Origin of the sequence: Alloyangia mangrovi (assembly GCF_002300555.2) — a bacterium.
Classification (GTDB): Bacteria; Pseudomonadota; Alphaproteobacteria; order Rhodobacterales; family Rhodobacteraceae; genus Salipiger; species Salipiger mangrovi.
On record NZ_NTHN02000002.1, the window covers coordinates 100,734 to 121,505 of the forward strand.

A 20,772-nucleotide genomic window follows, 5' to 3' on the forward strand; every position below is an offset into this window, starting at 1 on the left:
AAGCAGCGGCAGGGGCGTCCTGGTCAACCGAGCTGTGCCATGACCGCCGGATATCGCGCGACGACCTCTTCCGGGACGGCCTCGGTGCCGAAGCGGCGGCAGACCAGCGCCAGCGGGCTGAGAATCGCGTTGTTGCGGTGCTCTTCGCGGGAAAACAGCCGGGCCGAGACGTAGTTGGTGTGCATCAGGGTGCCCAGGGCCATGCGGCGAGACATGGCCATGGCGGCAAGGCGGCCGCGCAGCGACGGGCTATAGGGATCGCCGAACATCGGCTCGAAGAAGAGCGGTGCCAGGACGGACACGCTGTAGAGCTGCCGCTTGGCCTCGTCGAGGCCGTCGCGGTTGCCCGAGGCGACGAGGATCTGGCATTTGATGGTGAGCGCGTAGAGATGCGATTTGGTCCCGGGCTCGATGAGGTTCAGCGCCTGATCGATACAGGGCAACGCGTCGGGGATCCGGCCCATGTAGGCTCGGATCTGGGCGATCAGCGGCAAAGAGGCCACCAGAGACAGGCTGGCGCGATGTGCCTCTTCGGCGACCTCGAGGGCAAGTTCGGCGTAGCCGCGATCGAGAAAGTGCAGCAGCTTGGCGGCCACGATCGCCTGGTCGGGCCTTTCCTGCACGTAGGGCAGGGCGTCCAGAACCAGGGCCTCGATCTGATCCTCGTCCTCCCTGCGGTGGTCCACCCCGTCGGCAAAGAGCCTGTGGCCCAGCATGATGTATTTCGTGTGGAGATGCGCAGCATGCATGATCCGGAGGCTCGCGTCGTCGGGAGAGGCCTCGCGCAATTCGACGATACGGCGCTCTGACTGCCGCCACTCGAGCAGGTAACGGCGGTCGTTCGCATCCGATTTTGCGCTCAGCTTGGCGATGCTCTCGGTTGGCGAGGCCTCGGCTTTCCATTGCCAGAAACCGGCGGTATACATCGCCACGGGCAGCGGCCCGTCGGCCTCCGTGGCGCTCGCCTTCGCGTGCCAGGCGTCGTTGAGCAGTCGCCGCACGAAGCGGGGCAGGGCCCCCGTGTCCCCCTGCAGGTCGCTCTGGTCGGTTTCGAGCGTCAGGCGGTTCATCGCGAGGATGCGGCCGGAACCGCAGAGCTTGACCGCGGCCACGCAGTTAATCTGCCCCGCCTCGGATAAGAAGGTCAGCTCGATCATCTGGCTGGGTCCGGTTCCGGAGGCACCGGTGCGCACCTGGGCGTCGGGCATGAAGATGACGCTCGGCCCCTCGAGCAGTTCGCCCTTTACGACCTCGTGCAATCGTCGCGCGAAGCTCTCCGCGCGGGGTCGGAGCGGGCCGAGCAACTCGAGCCCGTTCAGCGGCCCCACGAGCAGGTCGGCGCGGACCGGCTCGCGCAGCATCGCAGGGGGGCCGGCGACCCAGACGTAGCCCTCGCCGTAGCGGGTGGCGATAAAGCGGGGGCTGCGGGCATTGTCGGACAGCTTGCGGCGCAGGCGGTTGATGACGAAATCGATGTTGCGCTCGCTGCGGTCGGAGCCGACTTCGGTCAGCGCGTCGAGCAGCATTTCCCGGGTGGCGATGCGGTCCGGATGCCGAGTGAGCAGCGCGAGCGCGCGGGCCTCGGACCGGGTGAATCGCAGGGTTTCTCCGTCGCCGGTCTGCGCGGATGCGAAATCTTCAGCGAAAGTGAGCGGGCTAAATTGTTCGGCGTTTGAAATGGGGCGCTCCGCGATTTCACGAGATTGGTCACATATTCCTGTAGAAATTTACGATTTCTTGGCAATTGCCTTTATGGTAGCACAATCTATCGCATTTCTCGTCTTCTTGAACCTGTCGATTTCTGTCCTCGGAATAATAGCGCTTGTTGCCGCAAAGAGAGAGTGCCAAGTATGCCCGCTTCATTCGCTTTTAGGTTGAATATCATAGCAGTTTTCGTTATATTTTTCATAACGTTAGAACCGCATAGGGCCGCGGCGCAGTCTTTTTTTTGCTGATTTTGTCGTGGATCCGGTGACTGGAGTGGATCGCGGCTCGACCTCTCAGGTGCGCAAGGTCGATGAATTCACCGCCGTCGCCACGATTTCGTCCACCGGCTCGGAGCCGATCGGACGCTACATCGGGTCTCTGGGCATGTCCGTACCATTTTCTACAGAATACGGTAGCCAGATCGATGTTCTCGGGGTGATCGGTGGGCCGGATGTCGACGGCGGGCTGGAGCTGCGCGCGGGTGGGCTCGGGTATCGGCTTGGACTCGGCATCGGCACGACGGTCTACGTGAACTATGACCACGGCGATTACCAGCTCGGCACCAACGAGCTGATGCCGCTGGAGGTGAAGGGCGTGCACGAGACGCTGGCACTCGGGCTGCGCCATGTCTGGTTGCTTGGGCAGGACAGGCTGACCGCTTCGGTCGAGCTGGCGGCAAAGCAGCGTACCGACGAGATGTTGGGGTTCGACGTGACCGACGAGGACCTGCGGCTTCTGCGGATCGGGCTGATGCATGAAACCGGCAAGCCCTTTGCCTTCCGCCGCCGACTTGCGCTGTCGGTGACCAAGGGGCTGTCGGGCTTCGGCGCCTCGCTCGCCGGAAACCCGCTGCCGAGTGCGCGCGGCGTCACGCCGGACTTCCTGCGCGTGGCCTTCAGCGCCGAGGTCTCAATTCCGCTCCCGGGCGCCACCTACGTGAATGGCGGGGTGATTGGTCAGTTCACCGAGGACAGCCTGCCGGTCACGCAGCGCTGCGGCTATGGCACCAACGCCTATTCGCGCGGCTTTGACCGAAGCTATGTCTTGGCGGACCGCTGCTTCGGCGGGCGGATCGAGCTTGCGCATGACTTCCAGCCGCCAAGCATGGCCACCGGTGCGCTGCGCCGGACGCAGGGCTTCGTCGGGCTCGACGGCGGACGGCTGCGCAATATGGGCAGCCCGGTGTTCACCGGTGAGCGAGACGGTTGGTCAAGCGCCAGCTGGGGCGTGCGCACCCTGCAGGGCAACTTCCTCGGAGAGCTCGCGCTGACGCATGTCACATCCGAGCCCGAGGGTGTCACGCCGCAGGATGAGACACGCCTCTGGTTTCAGGCAGCCTACCAGTTCTGACGGCTGCGGGGATCACCCGACCGCGAAGTCGCGGCGGGTGGCCTCCTTGATCTCGATTGAGAAGCCCGGAGCGGAGCGCCCTGTAGGCCCCGTTCCGCACCACGCAGGGAGCGGTGAAATGCTCGTGCAGGTGGTCGACGTATTCGGTGCGGCGGTCGTCCTTGGCGCCGCAGACGGCCACATAGTCGATCATGCTCAGGTGCTGGACATACTCGCAAAGCCCGACACCGCCGGCGTGTGGCCAGACCGGCAGCCCGGCCTTCGCGGCCATCAGCTGCACCGCGAAGACCTCGTTGAGCCCGCCGAGGCGACAGGCGTCGATTTGCACCACGTCGATGGCGCCGGCGGCGATGAACTGTTTGAACATCACCCGGTTCTGGCACATCTCGCCGGTCGCCACCTTGATCGGGGCGACCCCCTCGCGGATTGCCTTGTGGCCAAGGATGTCATCGGGGCAAGTCGGCTCTTCGATGAACCAGGGCTTGGCAAAGGACAGGCGGTTCACCCAGTCGATCGCCTGGGGCACCTCCCAGACCTGGTTGGCGTCGATCATGAGCGTGACCTCGGGCCCCAGCTCCTCGCGGAAGATGGTCAGGCGGCGGATGTCGTCCTCGACGTCGCGGCCGACCTTCATCTTCACATGGGTAAAGCCCTGTGCCCCCGCCTCGCGGCAGAGTCGCCGCAGCTTGTCATCGGGATAGCCGAGCCAGCCGGCCGAGGTGGTGTAGCAGGGATACCCTTCCTCGAGCAGGGTGGCGATGCGGGCGGGTTTTCCGCGCGCGGCCTCCTGCAGCAACTCCAGCGCCTGCGCGCTGTCGAGGAAGTCGGTCATGTAGCGGTAATCGGGAATGCGGGCGAGCTCTTCGGGGCTCATCTCGGACACGAAGCGCCAGACCGGCAGACCGGCCTCGCGCGCCATCAGGTCCCAGACCGCGTTGACCAGCGCCCCGGTTGCGAGGTGGATGACGCCCTTTTCAGGCCCCACCCAGCGCAGCTGGCTGTCGCCGGTGATTTCGCGCCAGAAGGCACCGGGGTTGGCGCGGATATCGTCGGTGTCGCGGCCGATCACCTGTCCCTTCAGCGCTTCGATGGCGGCGACGCAAAGCTCGTTGCCGCGCCCGATGGTGAAGGTCAGCCCGTGGCCCTCGTGTCCGCCGTCCGTCTCCAAGGTGACATAGGCGGCCGAGTAGACCGGATCGGGGTTCATCGCGTCGGAGCCGTCAAGCCCGCCTTCCGAGGGGAAGCGCAGGTCCCATGTCCGCAGGCCGGTGATCCGGGTCATGCCGCAGCAACCTCTTTCTTTTGCACTACGTAGATATGCTCGCAGGCCAGCACCACCTCGCCCTTCTGGTTCAGCACCTGCACCGTCTCGAAGAGCTTGCCGGACTGCGGGCGCTTGGGGTCGTCCTCCTTGCGGGCGGCTGTGATGCGGGTGCGGATGGTGTCGCCGATGAACACCGGCTTCACGAAGCGCAGCCGGTCGTAGCCGTAGGAGAAGGCCAGCGGGTTGATCTCGGTCGCGGTGAGCCCGACCCCGATGGCGAAGATCATCGTGCCATGGGCGATGCGCCCGCCGAACTCGGACTTGGCCATGAACTCGGCGTCCATGTGGTGCGGGAAGAAATCGCCGGTGTGCCCGGCGTGGACGACGAAATCGGTCTCGGTGATGGTGCGGCCGTAGGTCTCGCGGACCTCGCCGATCTCGATCTCTTCAAGGTAGCGGGGGCGTTCCATCACGGGGTCTCCTGAATGGCGGTCAGCGGCGCGGCGGAGGCGGCATAGCAGGCCTCGACCAGTGCCATGGTGCGCCAACCGTCGGAGACGGGGGCAATCAGCGCCTCCTCGCCCGCGGCGGCGCGCTGCAGGTTGTGCATGCGGCCGGTGAAGCTCTCGGTGAACCACGAGCCGGTGAGCGGGATCGTCCGCCAGCCGCTGCCATCGTTGATCTCGAGCACGTCAGGCTCGCCCTTCGGATAGTCGAGGTTGACCCCCAGCTTCATGAAGGCCGCGCCCTTGGTGCCCGCGACGCGCAGCTCGCAGGCCTGGTGCGGGCGGCCGAAGTCCCAGTCGTGGTTGACCGACAGAAGGCAGCGCAGGTCGGGACCATAGTCGAGGATCGCCGCGGTGCGAGTCTGGGCGACGGCGTGGCTCGGATGGCCGAGGGTGCGGGCCGAGACTCCCCGCGGCTCGCCGACGAGGTGGCGGATGAGGTCGAGGTAGTGGATCGAATGCATGGCTATCTCGATCCGCGGCAGTCCCTCGAGGAAGGTCCAGAGGCCCCAGGGCGTGGCCAGAACGCCGTGCATCTCGATATCGACCACCTGGCCCAGCAGGCCCTTGTCGATGGCATCCTTCAGCGCGACCGCCATGGGGGCAAATCGCAGCTGGAAGTTCATCGCAGCCAAGAGGTTTCGCTCGCGGCAGATCCGCAGTACCTCGGTGGCGCCCTCAAGAGTGCTGCCCATGGGCTTCTGGATCAGCACCGCTGCGCCTTCGGGCAGCGTCTCGAGGATGCCGGCATGAGCATCGGGCGGGGTGGCGAGGTCGAAGACCGCGCCCGGCATCGCAAGCGCCTCGGAGACGGTGAGCGCTCGGGTGCCGTGCTCGGCGGCCAGCGCCTCGGCCTTGGCACGGTCGGGATCGGTGATGCCCGCCACCTCGTAGCCACCCGCCGCCCAGGCGGGAAGGTGGGCGTCACGCACGATGGAGCCCGCGCCGAAGATGACGATGGGGCGGCGGACACTCGGCGTGTGCCAGTCCTGTTTGAGTGTGGTCATGGGGCGTCCTCAGTCGCGCAGGGTTAGGCCGGTCTCGGCGTCGAAGAGATGCGCGCGAGAGAGATCAAGATGGAAGCGCAGCAGCTCGCCGCGCTTCACGGAGCGCGGGTTCAGCATCCGCGCGGTCCAGCTCTGCCCACCGAGCTCGGTGAACAGCAGCGTCTCGTTGCCGAGGGGCTCGGACAGCATCACCGGCAGTTCGCGGCTTTCCACCGCGTGGCCGCTCTCGCTGTGGATGCCGTGCCCCTCGGGGTAGATGTCATCGGGGCGCAGACCGAGCACAACGCGGCGCCCTTCGGCGACGTGGAAGGCGGTCGGCAGGGGCAGTTCGGTGCCATCCTCGAGCCGCAGCGCGCGCCCAGCCGTCACCACCGCCTCGGCCATGTTCATCGGCGGCGAGCCGATGAAGCTCGCGACGAAACGCGAGGCGGGTCGGTTGAACACCTCGTCGGGCGTCCCGACCTGCTCGATCACCCCGCCGCGCATGATGACGATGCGATCCGCAAGGGTCATCGCCTCGATCTGGTCGTGGGTGACATAGACCACCGTCGAGCCGAGCCGGGCGTGCAGCCGCTTGATCTCGGTGCGCATCTGGCCGCGCAGCTTGGCGTCGAGGTTGGACAGCGGCTCGTCAAACAGGAACACGTCCGGGTCGCGCACGATGGCGCGCCCCATGGCGACACGCTGGCGCTGGCCGCCCGAAAGCTGCGCCGGGCGGCGCTCCAGCAGAGGCTCGATCTCGAGGATGCGCGCGGCCTCCTTCACTGCCGTGTCGATGGTCCCGGCGTCGCGCCCGGCGATCTTCAGCGAGAAGCCCATGTTCTCGGCCACCGTCATGTGCGGGAAGAGCGCATAGCTCTGGAACACCATCGAGATGTTCCGGTCGCGCGGCGGCAGGTCGTTGACCACCCGGTCGCCGATGCGCAGCTGGCCGCCCGAGATGTCCTCGAGCCCGGCGATCATCCGCAGCGTCGTGGACTTGCCGCAGCCCGAGGGGCCGACCAGCGCGACGAATTCGCCATCGGCGACGTCGAGGTCGATCCCCTTCACCGCGTGGAAGCCGCCGTATTTCTTGTCGAGGGAGGAAAGTGTCAGCGTGGCCATGTCTTATCCCTTGATCGCGCCCGAGGTCAGGCCCGAGACGAGGTGCTTCTGCACCGCGTAAGTCAGAAGAAGCGCCGGGATGATCATCACCACGGCGAGCGCGCACATGCCGCGCCAGTCGATGGTGAACTCGGCGGTGTAATCGAGCAGACCCACGGGAAGGGTCTTGCTGTCGGTGGAGCGGGTGAGCTGGCTGGCCAGCGCGAACTCGTTCCACGAGGTGAGGAAGGCGAAGATGCCGGCGCTGGCGATGCCGGGGCGGGCGAGCGGGAACTCGACCTGCCAGAAGGCCTGCCAGCGGGTGCAGCCGTCGATCTGCGCCGCCTCGGCCAGATCGCGCGGAACCTGCCGGAAGAAGCCGTCGATCAGCCAGATGGTGAAGGGCACGTTGAGCGCGGTATAGGCGATGATCATGCCCGCGTGGGTGTCGATGAGCCCGGTCTTGGCGTAGAGGAAGAACAGCGGCAGCGACAGCGCGATGCCGGGCACCGTGCGGGTCAGCATGAGCCCGAGGAACCAGGCCGACTTGCCCTTGAAGCGGTAGCGCGCGAAGGCGTAGCCGCCGGACATGCCGATCGCCAGCGAGATGATCGTCGAGGTCACCGCGATGATCACCGAGTTGCGGAAATACGAGATCACCGGGATCCCGCCCTGTCCAACGCCCGAGAACATGTCGACATAGGCATCGAAAGACAGCTCGCGCGGGATCCAGACCGGCGGCTTGGCCATGATCTCGACCGTTGGCCGCAGCGAGTTGAGCACGATCCAGAGCCCGGGCAGGCAGATGATCAGCATCGAAATGAAGAGCGCCACGTTCAGCGCCCAGGCGGAGCCGCGCTTCTTCAGCCGTGCGGAGGCATTCGCGTCCATCACCAGTCCCCCGCGACCTGCGCCCGGGCCTTGCCGAGCTTGGAGAAGAAATATGCCGTGAAGGCGACCGAGAGCAGGATCGCGACATAGGACATGGCATTGGCCATCCCCATGCGCGCGTCCGAATAGGCGGTGCGGGCGATCAGCGTCCAGAGCACCTCGGTCCGGCCCGCGGGGCCACCGTCGGTCATGATCTTGATGATGTCATAGGCCCGCGCAACGTCGAGGCTGCGGATGGTCATCGCGATGAAGGCGAAGGGCATCAGGAACGGCCAGGTGACATAGCGGAAGGTCTGCCAGGGCGTGCAGCCGTCGACCCGGGCCGCCTCCTGCGGCTCGCGCGGCATGGCCATGAGACCGGCAAGGATGAAGATCGCGAAGACCGCGGTCGAGGACCAGATCTCGGCGGCGGCAATCGCGAGGAAGGCCAGCTTGCCGTCGATCAGCCAGGGGATCGCCTTGTCGGTGAAGCCCAGCGACTGCAGGGCGTTGTTCACCAGCCCGACGTTGTCGTTGAACATGAACTTGAACTGGAAGCCGACGAGGATGGGAGAGAACATCATCGGGAACATCAGGATGGTGCGCAACAGTCGTTGCCCGCGGGTCTGCCGGTCGACCAGCAGTGCGAGCCCGAGCCCGATCAGCATCTCGAGGTTCAGCGCCACGGTCAGCAGCAGCACGGTGCGGCCGAAGGCGATCCAGAAGTCGAGGTCACCGAAGATGCGCTGGTAATTGCGAATGCCGATGAACTGGTAGACCGTCTCGGGCTTGGTCAGGCGGAAGGGGGTGAAGCTCGACCACAGCGACAGCAGCAGCGGCACCACCACCACGGCGGAGAGCACGATCACCGCAGGCAGCAGCAGCACGATGTGGGGGGGGGAGGCGCGAGGCCTTCATCTTGGTCTCCTGTCAGGGGAGTCGGGCCGCGCGGACGCGGCCCGGTCTTGGGATGCGGCTCAGAGTTCGCCGGCGTCCTCTAGGATGGCGGTTGCTTCCTTGGCGGCCGTGTCGAGCGCGTCCTGCGGGCTCTTGTCGCCAAGGATGGCGGCCTGCAGTTCCGGGTAAAGCACGTTGGTGATCTCGATCCAGCTCGGCGTCTGCGGCACCGGGAAGGCGGTCTCGGCAGCGGTCTGGAAGGCCTTCAGCACCTCGGTGCGGTAGGCATCACCTTCGGCGGCGGAGATCACATGTTCCCAGACAGACTGGCGCGAGGGCAGCGGCCCGGCCGAGCTTTCCAGCTTCTGGCTGTCCTCGTTGGTCAGGAACCAGACCAGCGAAGCGGCGGCCTCGGGGTTTTCGCAGTCCTGCGTGACGGAGAAGCCGTGGAAGCCCGACCAGCCCGAGCGGATGCCCGCAGAGCCCTTCGGCGGCGGCGCGACGCCGACATTGCCCGCGACCTTGGAAGCCGAGGGGTCGTTGAAGAACCCGGCCCAGCCCGGCCAGTCGAGGTTCAGCGCGACGGTGCCCGAGGCGAACCCCTGTCCCAGATCGTCCCAGAGGTAGTTCGGCACGCCCGCGGGCACGGCCTTGGCCTGATAGAGATCGACGAACCAGTTCAGCGCCTCGACACCCGCTTCCGAGTTGAAGGCGGGGCGGCCATCGGCGTCAAGGAACTCGCCGCCGTCGGCCACGAGGATCTCGTAGAAGCGCCCGGCGATGGCCTCTTCCTTGCCGGCGTATTGCGTGCCGTAGAAGTTCGGTGCATCGGCGAAGAACTTGGCCTGATCGGCAACCTGGTCCCAGGTCTCGGGCACCGCCAGCGGATAGCCGTATTCCGCCTCGAAGGCGGCGGCATCGGCCTTCTCGTAGAGGTCCTTCTGGTAGTAGAGCGCCGAAACGTCGAACTGCGCGCGCGGCAGCATCACCAGCTTGCCGTCGAGCGTCGCCGACTGGATGTTGCCCGGCACGAAGTCGGCCAGCGCCTCCTCGGGCAGGTACTCGCGCAGATCGACGTAGATGCCCGGGTACTGCGGCGCAAAGGACGAGTGGTTCGAGCCGACGCACCAGCCAAGCTGGCCGGTGGCGATGTCGGACTTGATCTCGCGGTCGAGCTCGAAGTGGTTCTTCTTCGAGATCACCTCGACCTTGGCGCCGGTCGCCGCCTCCCATTCGGCGATGCGCGCGTAGAGCGGTTCGTATTGCTGTCCGCCGATGAGCTTGGCCTGAATGGTCACGCCCTCGAAGCTGCCCGGCAGATCCTGCGCAGAGGCGGCGGTCGCCAAGGCAAGCACTGCCGCCGAAGCGGTCGTCAGATATTTCATGGTTCTCCTCCCTGAAAATCCGCGAGGGGTATCCCCTCACTTATGGATAATCTATTCATATGCAAATACAATGGAGGCCGCCTGTCAAGGAATTCCGCTGGAGGCGCAGAGCGTATTCTTATATGAATGATGCAATTCACAGAGAGCAGCATGACCGACACCAATGACCGCTACCGCGCGCCGGCGCTGGACAAGGGGCTCGACATTCTCGAGCTGCTTGCCGGGATCGAGGGCGGGCTCACCCAAGCCGAGATCGCCAAGGCGCTCGGCCGCTCCCCCAACGAGTTTTACCGGATGCTCGAACGACTCGCCCGGCGCGGTTACGTCGCCCGGGTCGAGGGTGACCGCTACGCGCTGACGCTGAAGATGTTCGGCATGGCGCAGTTCCACGCGCCGACGCGGCGGCTGGCCTCGCTGGCGACGCCGCTGCTGCGCGATCTGGCTGCGCGCACCCGGCAGGCGAACCAATTGGTGGTCTTCGACCGCGGCAACGCGGTGGTCATCGCGCAGCAGGAGGCGCCGGGCTACTGGGGCATCTCGATCCGCGTCGGCAGCCACATCAACCTCTTCGACACAGGCTCTGGCAACGTCCTGCTGGCCTTTGCCAGCCCCGAGCGGCGGCGGGCCATGGTGGCCGAGAACAGCGACACCGGCGCCCCGGCACGGGAAATCCCCGCCGAGCTGGAGGCCCGCTTCGAGATCGTCCGCGCGCGCGGCTACGAGGTGAAGCCCTCGGCGCAGACGCTGGGCGTCACCAACCTCTCGGCTCCGGTGCTGGCGCCGAGCGGCGAGGCCATCGCCGCGGTCACCATTCCCTACCTGCCGCTGGTCGACCGCGAATCCGCGCCCAGCCCCGAGGAGGCGACGCAAGCGTTGGTCGAGACCACCGCGGAACTGTCGCGATTTGCCGGATATGGTGCTGAGGGGGAGACATTCGCATCTGAATGATCCATTCTTGGGTGAATGACTTGCTCAGGGAGGAGCACATGCAAGAGCCCGCCATTCTGGACAGCCACCTTCACCTGGTGCGTCGCGACCGGCTTGATTACCCGTGGCTGTCCGGCGCCCCGGCGCTCGACCAGGACTGGCTGCTGGAGACCTACGCCGAGGAGGCCCGCCGCATCGGCATCGGCGGCGCGATCCACATGGAGGTGGATGTCGCCGACGCGCGGATGGAGGACGAGACCGCCTGGATCGAGGAACTGGCCGCCAGCGGCACCTTCCCGATCCGCGGCGCGATTGCCGCCTGCCGCCCCGAGGCAGTCGACTTTCCGGGCTTTCTCGAACGCTCTGCCGCACGTGCGCTGGTGGTCGGCTTCCGGCGCGTGTTGCACGTGGTCCCGGATGAAGTCTCGCAGGGCGATCTCTTCCGGCAGAACATCCGCCTTCTCTCCGGTCCCGACCTGCCCTTCGACCTCTGCGTGCTCGCCCGGCAACTGCCGCTGGCGATCGAGCTCGTCGACTCGGCGCCCAACACCCGCTTCGTGCTCGACCACTGCGGTGTGCCGGATATCGCGGGCGGGCAGTGGGATGCCTGGGCGCGCGATCTGGCCGAGATCGCCAAGCGCCCGAACGTCAGCGCCAAGATCTCCGGGGTCGTCGCCTATGGCGGCGCGGGCTGGACGCTGGACGAGCTGACCCGCTGGGTCACCTACACAGCCGAGACCTTCGGGCCCGATCGCATCTGCTGGGGCGGCGACTGGCCGGTGAACACGCTGGGTGGCGGGCTCTCCACCTGGGTTGCGGCCACCCGCGCGATCTTTGCCGGCTGTAGCGCCGAGGAGCGCGCCGCGCTCTATGCAGGGAACGCGGCGCGCATCTGGTCGCTCTGAGCCTCAGAAAGTCGCGGCGAAAAGCCTGTCGAGGTCGTCCATGGCGGCCTCGAACGCGCCGTTCTTCAGCGCGGCGTTGATCCGCTCCGAGGCCTCCTGCTGGAACGGCATGTAGCCATCGTGTCGGGGGCGCATCCAGGCAGTATCCAGCGTCGCCAGCGTGCCCGAGTAGAAGCCGCCCGCGCCGGCATCCACCACCGGCGAAATCCACGCATCGCGGTGCCCGGCCTGTCCGCCCGCCGAGGCCCAGAGCCCGGCCTGCGCCCCGGGCGCTGCGGCGTGGCGGGCAAAGGCGATGGCTTCCTCGGGGTGCCTGCAGAATGCCGAGACGGCCAGCCCCGTGCCGCCGAGCGCGCTGCCCTTCGGTCCGGCGCCGGGTGCGGCCTCGGGGATGTCGTGGAAGGTCACGCGGTGCGGCAGCGCATCAGGCAGCGAATAGCTGATGTAGCCGTAGATCAGTGGAGCGCAGGCGACGCGGCCCCCCTGCGCCATTGCCCCCAGCACGGCGATCGGGTCCATGCCGAAGCAGGCGGGGTCGACTTTCTCAGCCAGCGCCTGCAGCAGCTCGAGCGCGTGCAGGCCGCCGGCGCGGTCAACAAAGGGCGCGCTGCCGTCCACCCGGCAGGGATGCCCGAGGTTGGCGCAAAGCGTGTAGAAGCTCATCAGCACGTGCGGGGGGGCGCAGCGGGATCATCACGCGGCCATCCTCGGCGAGACGCATCACCTCGTCCCATGTGGTCACCGGCGTCGTCAGGTCGGGGCGGACCGCCTGCACCTGCGCGGCGGCATCCACTGGGTAGGCCCATTGGCTACCTTGCCAGGTATAGCTCTCGTACGACCGGCCAAGCGATCCGGCGGCGATCTCCGGCGCGTCGGGCAGGGGGATCAGGCAAGCCTCGCCGGTGATCTGCCCGACGTGCGGATGGTCGATGATGACGAGGTCGTAGGCCTTGGCGAGATCGAGCACCGGGTAGCTCTCGAAATCCTGCAGCGAGCGTCGGTCCCAGCAAATGGAGACGCCGTGCTCGGCTTCCCACTCGCGCGACAGGGCGGCGAGCGGATCGTAGCCGCGCGGGTGGTCCCAGGTCATGCCCTTGAAAGAGATCATAGTCCGAACTCCTTGCGGATCGTGTCCGAGTGCTCGCCGACGCGCGGCGCGGCGCGGTGGCCCGCCGGACGGCGGCCGTCGATGGTGAGTGGCGCGCGGGTGGTGTCGATGCTGACCCCGTCGTCGCGGGTCACGGTCTGCAGGAGGTCAAGCCGGGTGAAGGCCTCGGCCTGCATCAGCTCGGACCAGTTGAGCACCTCCGAGCACCAGATGTCGGCGGGCTGCAGGATGGCGAGCCAGTCGGCCACGGTCTTCTCGGCGATGCGCTCGGCCAGCCGCGCCTTGATCGCGTCGCGGGCGCTGAAGGCGTCGCTCGCCGGGCGCCCGGCCAGTTCGGGCAGCTCCAGCAGCTCGGCCAGCCGGTCGAGCGGAGTCATCGCCAGCGCGAGATAGCCGTCCCGTGCCGCGTAGACGCCGTAGGGGGCGCCGAGATAGGCGTGGGCGCCATTGGTCTGCGAGCGGGTGGGCAGGCGGCGGCCGTCGTTGAGCCAGGTGGTCAGCACCTCGAATTGCAAGTCGACCAGCGCCTCGAGCAGGCTGGTCTCGATGTGCCGCCCGATCCCGTCGATGCTGCGCCGCACCAGCGCGGCGAGAATGCCTTGCGAGAGCGCCACCCCGGCGAACATGTCGCCCACCGCGAGCCCCATGGGCACCGGCCCCTGCGCCGCGTCGCCGGTCAGCCACATCAGCCCCGAGCGCGCTTGCGCCAGCAGATCCTGCCCGGGGAATTTCACCCAGGGGCCGTCATCGCCGTAGCCCGAAATCGAGCCGTAGACGAGCCGCGGGTTGAGCTTGTGCATGTCCTCCCAGCCGACGCCGATGCGGTCCGCCACGCCCGGCCGGAAGTTCTGGATCATCACGTCGGCCTGTCCCACCAGCCGCTTCAGCGCGGCGAGATCGGCGGGATCCTTGAGGTCGAGCGCGAGGCTCTCCTTGCCGCGGTTGATGGCGTGGAAAATCGTCGAGTCGCCGCCGATCTCGGTGTCCGACAGGTAAAGCTGCCGCGACAAGTCCCCGGCACCGGCGCGCTCGATCTTGATCACCCGTGCGCCGAGATCGGCCAGCCGCAGCGAGCAATAGGGGCCGGAGAGGAACTGGCTGAGGTCGACCACCAGCAGCCCCTCGAGGGGGCGCTCGGGCAGGGCCGCTGCCGGGCTGTGGGCGGTCTCGGTCGGGGGGCTCGCGGTCATCTGGCGCTCATTCTTCTGTGAAATGTCTGCTCACATATGAATGACCGCTTCACCCATGGTGCGTCAAGCCCGATGCCGCGGCACCGATACAAAAGCACGCGGGCCCTGTCTTCGGGACCCGCGTGCGGAATGCTCTCGGAACGGCTTGCTCAGCCCAGATTGCCCTCGAAGATCGCCAACTCGCGCGTTGCCGCCTGCTTGGCAAAGGCGCGGGCGGCCTGGTAGTCGGGGTCGTCGTAGCAGGCCCGTGCTACGTCGAGGCTCTCGAATTCAACCAGCAGGATGCGCGACTTGTCCCCGGCCTCGACCAGTTCGGGCGCCTCGTTGCCGCGCCGCACCCTGGCGCCGTATTTCGCCGCGATGGGCGCCCAGAGCCGCCCATATTCCGCCTGCGCCTCGGGGTCGGTCACATCGGTGCCGAGCACCAGCCAATAGCCTTTCATCCGGGTTGTCCTTCCCTTTTCGGATCGTGTCGCGGCAGGTCTAACGCGGTGGGTCCGGCGCGGGAAGGGCCGGGAGGCGGGCACGCGAAACCCTCCCGCAGCGATCTGCCGCGGGAGGGCGAAGGGCGCGGGAGGGATCAGCGCTCGGTCGGATGGCCGGCGTCGATCCAGCCCTGCGTGCCTGTCTCGACGAAGGCAACCCGCGCGACGCCCGCCTTCACCAGCGTATGGGCGGCGAGCGCGCCCATCGGGCCGGCCTGGCAGGCGGTGATGACTTCGCCCTTGTGGTAGGTGATCTGAGGCGGGATCTCCCCTGCCTCGAGCCGCTCCAGCGGTGCGAGGATCGCGCCGGGAATGCGCCCGGTGGTCCTGGCGATCGCCTCGGCGGGGCGGGGGTCGACGAAGAGCGCGCCCCCGGCGTGGCGGGTTGCGGCCTCTTCGGCGGTGATCGAACGGACGGCCGCACGGGCCTCTTCGACGTGGGTGTTGAAGCAGTTTGCCATTGGAGGGGTCCTTTGTGGGTGGTGAAGATGCGGCGGCGCCGCAGGGTGAAATCAGAGGGGAAAACTCAGGCGGCGGCGGGCAGCGCGGCTTGCCGCACCCGCCATTCCCGGTGCAGCGCAGCGGCGCCGATGCAGGCCGAGAGCAGCGCACCCATGAGTCCGGGCAGGGCGCCGACCACGAGGTCGTAGCCGATGCCGAAGGGCGCGGCGCAGAGCAGGATCGTGCGCATCCGCAGCGTGTCGCCCTGCATCCGGCCGATCATCACCAGGCAGCAGGCGGTCATCGCAAGGCCCGAGGCGAGCCCGCACCAGGTCAGCGCCGTCACCAGCCAGACCAGCGGCAGGAATACGAGCCCCATGTGGCGCAGCCAGGGGCGGTCCCCGGCGGCGAGGGCGATGAGCGTCTGGGTCGCGCCGATGGCGCAGACGCCGGTGCCGCTCCACTGGCCCAGCAGCGCGTATTGCGCGGCGTAGCAGCCGGCGATGCAGGCCTGCGCCGAGAGCATATGGCGGCGCTGCCGGAAAAGCGGCTAGACCAGTTGTCCGGCCAGTCCCGCCGATCCGAAAAGGGCCGCCGGGGAAGCTGCGGGGATCAGGGGAAGAATGTCGGGCATCGTGGCCTCCATGAAAACAGACTATTTGGTCTGCATTGAGCGTACCGTTTGGTCTGTTTCCTGGGGAGGCGCTTCCGGGTTTCGGTTGTTTCACCTGCGTTTCAGCGCGTTTCAGCCGTATTTTTCGGTATTTCTTGCAGCGCAGGCCGCGAGCGCATAACCTGAATACAAACTGAATGGTTTGGAGATGCCTCATGTCCCGCAAAGGCGCGCAGTCCCGCGAACACATCCTCGGAACCTCCCGCGAGCTCGTCATGGAGAAGGGTTTCGCCGGCACGTCGATCGACGACATCCTGCGCAAGGCGGGGGTGTCAAAGGGCGCCTTCTTCCACCACTTCGGCTCCAAGGCCGAGCTCGCGCGCGAGCTCGTGCGCTGGCACGCCGGGCAGGACATCGAGATGTTCCGCACCCTCGCCGCCCGTGCCGAGGCGACCCATGACGACCCCTACGACCAGCTGATGATGTTCCTGCAGGGGTTCGAGACCTATATCTCCAATCCCGAACAGCCCTCGCGCGGGTGCATGTACGCGGTCTACACCTACGAGAACGCCCAGTTCGACGAGCAGGTGCGCGGCATCGTCTCGGAGGTGCTGCGCGAGTGGACGGCGATCTACATCCGCAAGTTCCAGGAGGTTCTCGACGTGCACCCGCCGCGCATGGAGGTCTCGGCCCGGCAGCTCGCCGAGATGATCGTGTCGATCATCGAGGGCGCGCTGGTGCTGCAGCGCGCCTATGGAAAGACCGACATGACCGCCCGCCAGTCGCGACATTTCCGTGACTATCTCGCGCTGCTCTTCGACAAGCCGGCGCAGGCCGCCGCGGCCTGAGCCGCCCAGAAATCCCCGCGTGAAACGAATGAAACAGCCCGCGCAATCGGCCTGAAACGCGCGGCCGTCAGAACTTCTGTCCATCGGAAGGGCGCAGCGCCCGACGAGTTCACCAGACCCCAAATGGACAGGAGTTAAGACATGACGACCCAGACCCTCGAGAAGCCCGCCAAGACCGCCATGAACGGCGTCGACGTGCCCACCTTCCTCGCCACGCTCGGCGTGGTCGGAGAGACCCCGCAGATTGCCCAGTTCACCTTCCGCGCTGACGGAGAGTGGCTCTCGGGCACCCACAGCCGCACCGCCTTCACCGGCTTCCACGGCGCCATGCAGGAGATGCAGCACCGCCGCGACTACGCCGTCGAATGCGACCACCCGCAGGTGCTCTGCGGTGCCGACAACGGCGTGACCCCGGTCGAGCTGCTGCTGGCGGCGCTGGCCTCCTGCATCACCGCGGGTATCGGCAACATCGCCTCGATCCGCCAGGTGAAGCTGCATGCGGTCGAGACCAAGGTCGAGGGCGACATCAACCTGAACGGCATCCTCGGCCTCGACAAGTCCGCTCGCAACGGTTTCACCGGCGTCCGCATGGCGGTGAAGATCCGCGGCGACGCCCCGCAGGAAAAGCTGCGCGAGATCGTCGAGCAATCGGTCGCCCGCTCCGCCGTCTTCGATGTGCTGAGCAACGGTGTGCCGGTCTCGGTCGAGATGGCCGGCTGAGCCGACCCCCTGACAGACCGCCCGCGCCGACCGGGCGCGGGCCAACCCCTTCATCCCTGCCCCCAAAGGAGAAACCCATGCCCCGTTTCAACGCGCACGCCGCCAAGCCCAGCTACGGCTCCGGCTTCGACAATGTCGCCCTGCGTGACACCTTCGCCGACTTCCGCGCCTGGTGGGACCGCAACACCCTGCTGGCTGACGCGCCGATGACACAGCAAAAGGATACCTCGCTGCCGATGGCCGCCTGAGCCCCGCAGACCTCCCTTCCTCCCTTCCTCCCTGACGGCCCGTCGCTCCTGCGCTGCGGGCCGTTCGCTTTGCGGCTCGCAGCGCGGCTCTGAAACAGTCGAAACGCGAAACCGCCTTTCGCGAGGCAGGGCCGAAACGCGGCGCGGTCAGTCTTGGGGAAACCGCAACGGAGAGACCCCATGAGCACCGCAACCAGCGTCCTGATCCTCGGAGCCGGCCAGGCCGGCCTCGCCCTAAGCTGGTCCCTGTCGCAGCGCGGCATCGACCACATCCTGCTCGAGCGCGGCCGGGTGGGCGAGCGCTGGCACGCCGAGCGCTGGCCGGGGCTGCACCTGCTGACTCCCAACTGGATGAACCGCCTGCCGGGCCCCTGGTCCGAGGCGGAGCCAGAGGGCTTCATGTCAGCCGCCGGGTTTGCCGCCCGGCTCAAGAACTACCGCGAGGCCATTTCGGCGCCCGTGATCACCGGCTGCGAGGTGCAATCGGTCGAGCGCGAGAATGGCCGGTTCCGGGTCGTTGCGGGCGGGCGGCAATGGTTTGCCCGCGCGGTGGTCATCGCCACCGGCGCCTGCGACCTGCCCGCGGTGCCGGCCTGGGCCAAGGCCTTGCCAAAGGAAATCATTCAGGTCGTGCCGACCCGCTACCGTGGCGCCGAAGCGCTGCCCGAGGGCGGCGTGCTGGTCGTCGGCGCCTCGGCTACAGGCGTGCAGCTGGCCGCCGAGATACAGGCCTCCGGGCGACCGGTGACGCTGGCGGTGGGTCGCCACGTACGCGCGCCGCGCCGCTACCGGGGGCGCGAGATTTTCGAGCTGCTTTCGCAGAGCGGCTTTCTGGATGCCTCGCGCCCCGAGGATGCCGACCCGGCGCATCTGATGGCGCTGCCCTCGCTGCAACTCACCGGCTCGGCCGGTGGCGCGGCGCTTGGCCTCGACCGGCTGCAGGCCATGGGCGTGCGGCTGGTGGGGCGGGCGCTTGGGGCGGAGGGTGGCACGCTGCACTTCGAGCCTGCGCTCGGTGCCGAGATCGACGCGGGCGAGCGGCGGCGGCGCAAGCTGCTGACCCAGCTCGAAACGCACCTTGCCGAGACCGGGAGCATGCTGCCCGCCGATCCCGAGGCCTGGCGCGCGCCGGACCTGCCGCGCGTCGGCCCGGAGAGGCTCCACCTGCCGGCGCAGGGCATCCGTACCGTCGTCTGGGCCACCGGCTTCCGCCGCGCCTACCCCTGGCTGCACCTGCCGGTGCTGAACTCCGCGGGCGAGCTGGAAACCGACCGCGGGACGACCGCCGTGCCGGGGCTTTATGCGCTTGGCCTGCCGTTCCTGCGCCACCGGGCCTCGGCCTTCATCCACGGGGTCGGGCGCGATGCCGAAGACCTTGCCCCGCTCATTGCCGCCGGTCTGCGCCGGGGCATCCAACTCGCCGCCTGACAGATTTCAACCCGCCACAGATCCAAAAGGGAAGTTCGACATGACCAGAGAGACTTACGACGCACTCATCGTTGGGGCCCGCTGTGCCGGCGCCGCCACCGCCCTGCAACTGGCCCGCAGCGGGGCAAAGGTCCTGCTGATCGACAGCGCCCGCGCCGGCACCGACACCATGTCCACCCATGCGCTGATGCGCGGGGCGGTGATGCTGCTCGAGCGCTGGGGCCTCGCCGAACCGCTGCGCGCCGCCGGGACCCCCCGGATCACGCGCACCAGCTTCATCTACGGCTCCGAAGCCATCGACATCGCGCTCCGCCCCGAGCACGGCGTCGAGACCCTGATGGCGCCGCGCCGCCACCTCTTGGACCGGATGCTGGCCGAGGCCGCGGCCGAGGCGGGGGCAGAACTGCGCTTCGAGACGAGCTGTGCGGCGCTGATCCAGGACCCGCAGGGCCGGGTCCGCGGCGCGCGCCTGTCGCTGCCGGATGGCAGCACGCGGGAGGTCTCTGCAGGGCTGGTCATCGGCGCCGACGGCAAGCGCTCGCGCGTCGCGCGGCTGGTCGGGGCCGCGGTCACGCGGCAGGCAAACCACACGGTGGCCTGCGCCTACCAATACGTCTCGGGCCTGCCCAACCGCGGTTTCCGCTGGCACTTCGCCGATGGGGCGGCGGGCGGGATTATCCCGACCAATGACGGCGGCAGCTGTGCATTCGTCGCGCTGCCGGAAAACTCCGCCGCCGAGCTGCGCAGCGCTTCGGTGCGGGCGCTGGCGGCGCGTCACATGCCGGCGATGGCCGAGGATATGGCCGGAGCGGAGCCCGCCGAGGCGCGGGTGATCTTCGCCGGACACAAGGGCTACATGCGCCGCTGCACCGGCCCCGGCTGGGCGCTGGTGGGCGACGCCAGCTGGTTCCGCGACCCGATCACCGCCCATGGCATCACCGACGCCTTCCGGGATTCCGCGCTGCTGGCCGAGGCCGTGAAATCGGGCACCCTGAGCAGCTACGAGGCGCAGCGGGACCAGCTCTCGCTGCCGATCTTCGAGCTTTCCGACCGCATCGCCAGCTTCGACTGGTCGCTGGCCGAGCTGGCCGGTCTGCACAAGCAGCTGAACCGCGCGATGAAGGCGAACCAGGCGTGGATCGCCGGAGACGGGGACGAGCTGCGCCGGGTGGCCTGAGCGGGAGCGAAAGCCCGGACAGGCCGTGCTGTTGCCGGGCGGGGGGGAGGCTCCGCCCGATCTCAGGAGTGCTGAAACAATCGAAACAAAGCGGCCGCCACCTCGACACGCGGCTGAAACAGGGCGTGCCTAGGCTGGTTTTTCCCCTTCGGACGAAATCCTTGCCACAGAGGTGCAAGATCCCGCATGTTTGTAGAGCATTACAGATCAGTAGATTTTTACGTCAAAATGCCGCGCGCTCCGGGGGAGGTGGCCATGGAGAAGTCCCTGTTCGACAAGTACGGCGGCTTTTCCGTCGTCAGCAAGATCGTCCTCGACCTCTACGACCGGCTGCTCGACGACGATGACGTCGGCCCGTTCTTCGACGAGATCGACATGGCCCGCATCGTCGATCACCAGACCAAGTTCGTCTCCTCGCTGATGGGCGGTCCGGCCTCCTATACCGACGAGCAGATCCGCAAGATGCACGCGCATCTGACGATCCATCAGCTGCATTTCGACAAGCTGCAGGGCTTGCTGCGCGCGACGCTGGCCGACCACGGCGTCGTCCCCGAGGACCAGGACGCGATCCTTGCCGCCTTCGAGGCGCGGCGCACCCTTGTAACCGAATAGG

22 protein-coding genes and 1 pseudogene are annotated in these 20,772 nt (G+C 67.4%); 9 read left to right on the top strand and 14 right to left on the bottom strand.

Annotated features, from left to right (window positions below):
* Positions 1-23 precede the first annotated feature (23 nt).
* The gene (locus CLG85_RS01865; protein ID WP_095881033.1) at positions 24-1,727 is read right to left on the bottom strand and encodes a winged helix-turn-helix domain-containing protein; all 1,704 of its coding nucleotides are present in this window, start codon (positions 1,725-1,727) and stop codon (positions 24-26) included.
* 244 nt (positions 1,728-1,971) lie between these two features.
* Here CLG85_RS01865 and CLG85_RS01870 point away from each other — a divergent pair, with 244 nt between their 5' ends.
* The gene (locus CLG85_RS01870; RefSeq protein ID WP_141244440.1) at positions 1,972-3,057 is read left to right on the top strand and encodes a ShlB/FhaC/HecB family hemolysin secretion/activation protein; all 1,086 of its coding nucleotides are present in this window, start codon (positions 1,972-1,974) and stop codon (positions 3,055-3,057) included.
* Here the strand turns inward: CLG85_RS01870 and CLG85_RS01875 are convergent.
* From CLG85_RS01875 to CLG85_RS01905, 7 genes are all read right to left on the bottom strand, one after another.
* Positions 3,005-4,339 (bottom strand): enolase C-terminal domain-like protein, encoded by a 1,335-nt coding sequence (locus CLG85_RS01875; RefSeq protein WP_260348333.1) that lies wholly within the window; start codon positions 4,337-4,339, stop codon positions 3,005-3,007. The two genes, CLG85_RS01870 and CLG85_RS01875, sit on opposite strands and share 53 nt — an antisense overlap.
* A complete protein-coding gene (locus CLG85_RS01880; RefSeq protein ID WP_095881030.1) occupies positions 4,336-4,791 on the bottom strand; it encodes a MaoC/PaaZ C-terminal domain-containing protein in 456 nt (151 codons plus the stop codon). The genes CLG85_RS01875 and CLG85_RS01880 overlap by 4 nt, the downstream gene beginning before the upstream one ends.
* Complete coding sequence (locus CLG85_RS01885; RefSeq protein ID WP_095881029.1) at positions 4,791-5,834, bottom strand: Gfo/Idh/MocA family protein; 1,044 nt, start codon at positions 5,832-5,834, stop codon at positions 4,791-4,793. Before CLG85_RS01885 ends, CLG85_RS01880 begins: the two co-directional genes overlap by 1 nt.
* Before the next feature lie 9 nt (positions 5,835-5,843).
* Positions 5,844-6,938: an ABC transporter ATP-binding protein gene (locus CLG85_RS01890; RefSeq protein WP_260348335.1), complete on the bottom strand. Its 1,095-nt coding sequence runs from the start codon at positions 6,936-6,938 to the stop codon at positions 5,844-5,846.
* A 3-nt stretch (positions 6,939-6,941) separates the two neighbouring features.
* Positions 6,942-7,808 carry a carbohydrate ABC transporter permease gene (locus tag CLG85_RS01895; RefSeq protein ID WP_095881027.1) on the bottom strand — a complete coding sequence of 289 codons (867 nt, stop codon included), beginning with the start codon at positions 7,806-7,808 and terminating at the stop codon, positions 6,942-6,944.
* On the bottom strand, positions 7,808-8,674 hold the full coding sequence (locus CLG85_RS01900; RefSeq protein ID WP_260348338.1) for a carbohydrate ABC transporter permease: 867 nt from the start codon (positions 8,672-8,674) through the stop codon (positions 7,808-7,810). The genes CLG85_RS01895 and CLG85_RS01900 overlap by 1 nt, the downstream gene beginning before the upstream one ends.
* 90 nt (positions 8,675-8,764) lie before the next feature.
* Positions 8,765-10,069 carry an ABC transporter substrate-binding protein gene (locus CLG85_RS01905; RefSeq protein WP_095881025.1) on the bottom strand — a complete coding sequence of 435 codons (1,305 nt, stop codon included), beginning with the start codon at positions 10,067-10,069 and terminating at the stop codon, positions 8,765-8,767.
* A gap of 150 nt (positions 10,070-10,219) precedes the next feature.
* On the opposite strand from CLG85_RS01905, the gene CLG85_RS01910 reads away from it, so the two are divergent.
* Positions 10,220-11,017, top strand: a complete 798-nt coding sequence (locus CLG85_RS01910) for an IclR family transcriptional regulator (RefSeq protein WP_095881035.1) — start codon at positions 10,220-10,222, stop codon at positions 11,015-11,017.
* A 38-nt stretch (positions 11,018-11,055) separates the two neighbouring features.
* Positions 11,056-11,901, top strand: coding sequence for an amidohydrolase family protein (locus tag CLG85_RS01915; protein ID WP_095881024.1), 846 nt, complete (start codon positions 11,056-11,058; stop codon positions 11,899-11,901).
* A gap of 3 nt (positions 11,902-11,904) precedes the next feature.
* Here CLG85_RS01915 and CLG85_RS01920 read toward each other — a convergent pair whose 3' ends face one another.
* The 6 genes and pseudogenes from CLG85_RS01920 to CLG85_RS01945 all read right to left on the bottom strand — a co-directional run.
* Positions 11,905-12,564 (bottom strand): type 2 periplasmic-binding domain-containing protein, encoded by a 660-nt coding sequence (locus CLG85_RS01920; RefSeq protein ID WP_260348339.1) that lies wholly within the window; start codon positions 12,562-12,564, stop codon positions 11,905-11,907.
* Positions 12,494-13,009, bottom strand: a complete 516-nt coding sequence (locus CLG85_RS01925) for a hypothetical protein (protein ID WP_260348342.1) — start codon at positions 13,007-13,009, stop codon at positions 12,494-12,496. The genes CLG85_RS01920 and CLG85_RS01925 overlap by 71 nt, the downstream gene beginning before the upstream one ends.
* Entirely contained in the window at positions 13,006-14,199 is a 1,194-nt protein-coding gene (locus CLG85_RS01930; protein WP_260348345.1) for a CaiB/BaiF CoA transferase family protein, read from the bottom strand. Before CLG85_RS01930 ends, CLG85_RS01925 begins: the two co-directional genes overlap by 4 nt.
* A gap of 149 nt (positions 14,200-14,348) precedes the next feature.
* The gene (locus CLG85_RS01935) at positions 14,349-14,642 is read right to left on the bottom strand and encodes a DUF1330 domain-containing protein (protein ID WP_095881909.1); all 294 of its coding nucleotides are present in this window, start codon (positions 14,640-14,642) and stop codon (positions 14,349-14,351) included.
* A 137-nt stretch (positions 14,643-14,779) separates the two neighbouring features.
* Positions 14,780-15,145 carry a rhodanese-like domain-containing protein gene (locus CLG85_RS01940; protein ID WP_095881908.1) on the bottom strand — a complete coding sequence of 122 codons (366 nt, stop codon included), beginning with the start codon at positions 15,143-15,145 and terminating at the stop codon, positions 14,780-14,782.
* A gap of 65 nt (positions 15,146-15,210) precedes the next feature.
* Positions 15,211-15,657 (bottom strand): annotated as a pseudogene (locus CLG85_RS01945) (YgjV family protein); the annotation flags it as partial.
* A 296-nt stretch (positions 15,658-15,953) separates the two neighbouring features.
* On the opposite strand from CLG85_RS01945, the gene CLG85_RS01950 reads away from it, so the two are divergent.
* The 6 genes from CLG85_RS01950 to CLG85_RS01975 all read left to right on the top strand — a co-directional run bounded on the left by CLG85_RS01950 (position 15,954) and on the right by CLG85_RS01975 (position 20,771).
* Positions 15,954-16,586, top strand: coding sequence for a TetR/AcrR family transcriptional regulator (locus tag CLG85_RS01950; RefSeq protein WP_176476564.1), 633 nt, complete (start codon positions 15,954-15,956; stop codon positions 16,584-16,586).
* A gap of 141 nt (positions 16,587-16,727) precedes the next feature.
* Positions 16,728-17,306: an OsmC family protein gene (locus CLG85_RS01955; protein ID WP_095881905.1), complete on the top strand. Its 579-nt coding sequence runs from the start codon at positions 16,728-16,730 to the stop codon at positions 17,304-17,306.
* Positions 17,307-17,383: 77 nt separating this feature from the next.
* Complete coding sequence (locus CLG85_RS01960; protein ID WP_176476563.1) at positions 17,384-17,554, top strand: hypothetical protein; 171 nt, start codon at positions 17,384-17,386, stop codon at positions 17,552-17,554.
* A 180-nt stretch (positions 17,555-17,734) separates the two neighbouring features.
* Complete coding sequence (locus CLG85_RS01965; protein ID WP_260348346.1) at positions 17,735-18,982, top strand: flavin-containing monooxygenase; 1,248 nt, start codon at positions 17,735-17,737, stop codon at positions 18,980-18,982.
* A gap of 40 nt (positions 18,983-19,022) precedes the next feature.
* Positions 19,023-20,159: an NAD(P)/FAD-dependent oxidoreductase gene (locus tag CLG85_RS01970; protein ID WP_260348347.1), complete on the top strand. Its 1,137-nt coding sequence runs from the start codon at positions 19,023-19,025 to the stop codon at positions 20,157-20,159.
* Positions 20,160-20,414: 255 nt separating this feature from the next.
* Positions 20,415-20,771: a group I truncated hemoglobin gene (locus tag CLG85_RS01975; protein ID WP_095884039.1), complete on the top strand. Its 357-nt coding sequence runs from the start codon at positions 20,415-20,417 to the stop codon at positions 20,769-20,771.
* Position 20,772: the final 1 nt, after the last annotated feature.

Excerpts from the sequence above, each read along its gene's own strand:
- CLG85_RS01930 (WP_260348345.1), bottom strand. The coding sequence starts at position 14,199 with ATGACCGCGAGCCCCCCGACCGAGACCGCCCACAGCCCGGCAGCGGCC.
- CLG85_RS01935 (WP_095881909.1), bottom strand. The coding sequence starts at position 14,642 with ATGAAAGGCTATTGGCTGGTGCTCGGCACCGATGTGACCGACCCCGAG.
- CLG85_RS01895 (WP_095881027.1), bottom strand. The coding sequence starts at position 7,808 with ATGGACGCGAATGCCTCCGCACGGCTGAAGAAGCGCGGCTCCGCCTGG.
- CLG85_RS01940 (WP_095881908.1), bottom strand. The coding sequence starts at position 15,145 with ATGGCAAACTGCTTCAACACCCACGTCGAAGAGGCCCGTGCGGCCGTC.
- CLG85_RS01920 (WP_260348339.1), bottom strand. The coding sequence starts at position 12,564 with ATGAGCTTCTACACGCTTTGCGCCAACCTCGGGCATCCCTGCCGGGTG.
- CLG85_RS01915 (WP_095881024.1), top strand. The coding sequence starts at position 11,056 with ATGCAAGAGCCCGCCATTCTGGACAGCCACCTTCACCTGGTGCGTCGC.
- CLG85_RS01885 (WP_095881029.1), bottom strand. The coding sequence starts at position 5,834 with ATGACCACACTCAAACAGGACTGGCACACGCCGAGTGTCCGCCGCCCC.
- CLG85_RS01925 (WP_260348342.1), bottom strand. The coding sequence starts at position 13,009 with ATGATCTCTTTCAAGGGCATGACCTGGGACCACCCGCGCGGCTACGAT.
- CLG85_RS01880 (WP_095881030.1), bottom strand. The coding sequence starts at position 4,791 with ATGGAACGCCCCCGCTACCTTGAAGAGATCGAGATCGGCGAGGTCCGC.
- CLG85_RS01875 (WP_260348333.1), bottom strand. The coding sequence starts at position 4,339 with ATGACCCGGATCACCGGCCTGCGGACATGGGACCTGCGCTTCCCCTCG.
- CLG85_RS01905 (WP_095881025.1), bottom strand. The coding sequence starts at position 10,069 with ATGAAATATCTGACGACCGCTTCGGCGGCAGTGCTTGCCTTGGCGACC.
- CLG85_RS01960 (WP_176476563.1), top strand. The coding sequence starts at position 17,384 with ATGCCCCGTTTCAACGCGCACGCCGCCAAGCCCAGCTACGGCTCCGGC.
- CLG85_RS01890 (WP_260348335.1), bottom strand. The coding sequence starts at position 6,938 with ATGGCCACGCTGACACTTTCCTCCCTCGACAAGAAATACGGCGGCTTC.
- CLG85_RS01910 (WP_095881035.1), top strand. The coding sequence starts at position 10,220 with ATGACCGACACCAATGACCGCTACCGCGCGCCGGCGCTGGACAAGGGG.
- CLG85_RS01955 (WP_095881905.1), top strand. The coding sequence starts at position 16,728 with ATGACGACCCAGACCCTCGAGAAGCCCGCCAAGACCGCCATGAACGGC.
- CLG85_RS01975 (WP_095884039.1), top strand. The coding sequence starts at position 20,415 with ATGGAGAAGTCCCTGTTCGACAAGTACGGCGGCTTTTCCGTCGTCAGC.
- CLG85_RS01970 (WP_260348347.1), top strand. The coding sequence starts at position 19,023 with ATGACCAGAGAGACTTACGACGCACTCATCGTTGGGGCCCGCTGTGCC.
- CLG85_RS01950 (WP_176476564.1), top strand. The coding sequence starts at position 15,954 with ATGTCCCGCAAAGGCGCGCAGTCCCGCGAACACATCCTCGGAACCTCC.
- CLG85_RS01965 (WP_260348346.1), top strand. The coding sequence starts at position 17,735 with ATGAGCACCGCAACCAGCGTCCTGATCCTCGGAGCCGGCCAGGCCGGC.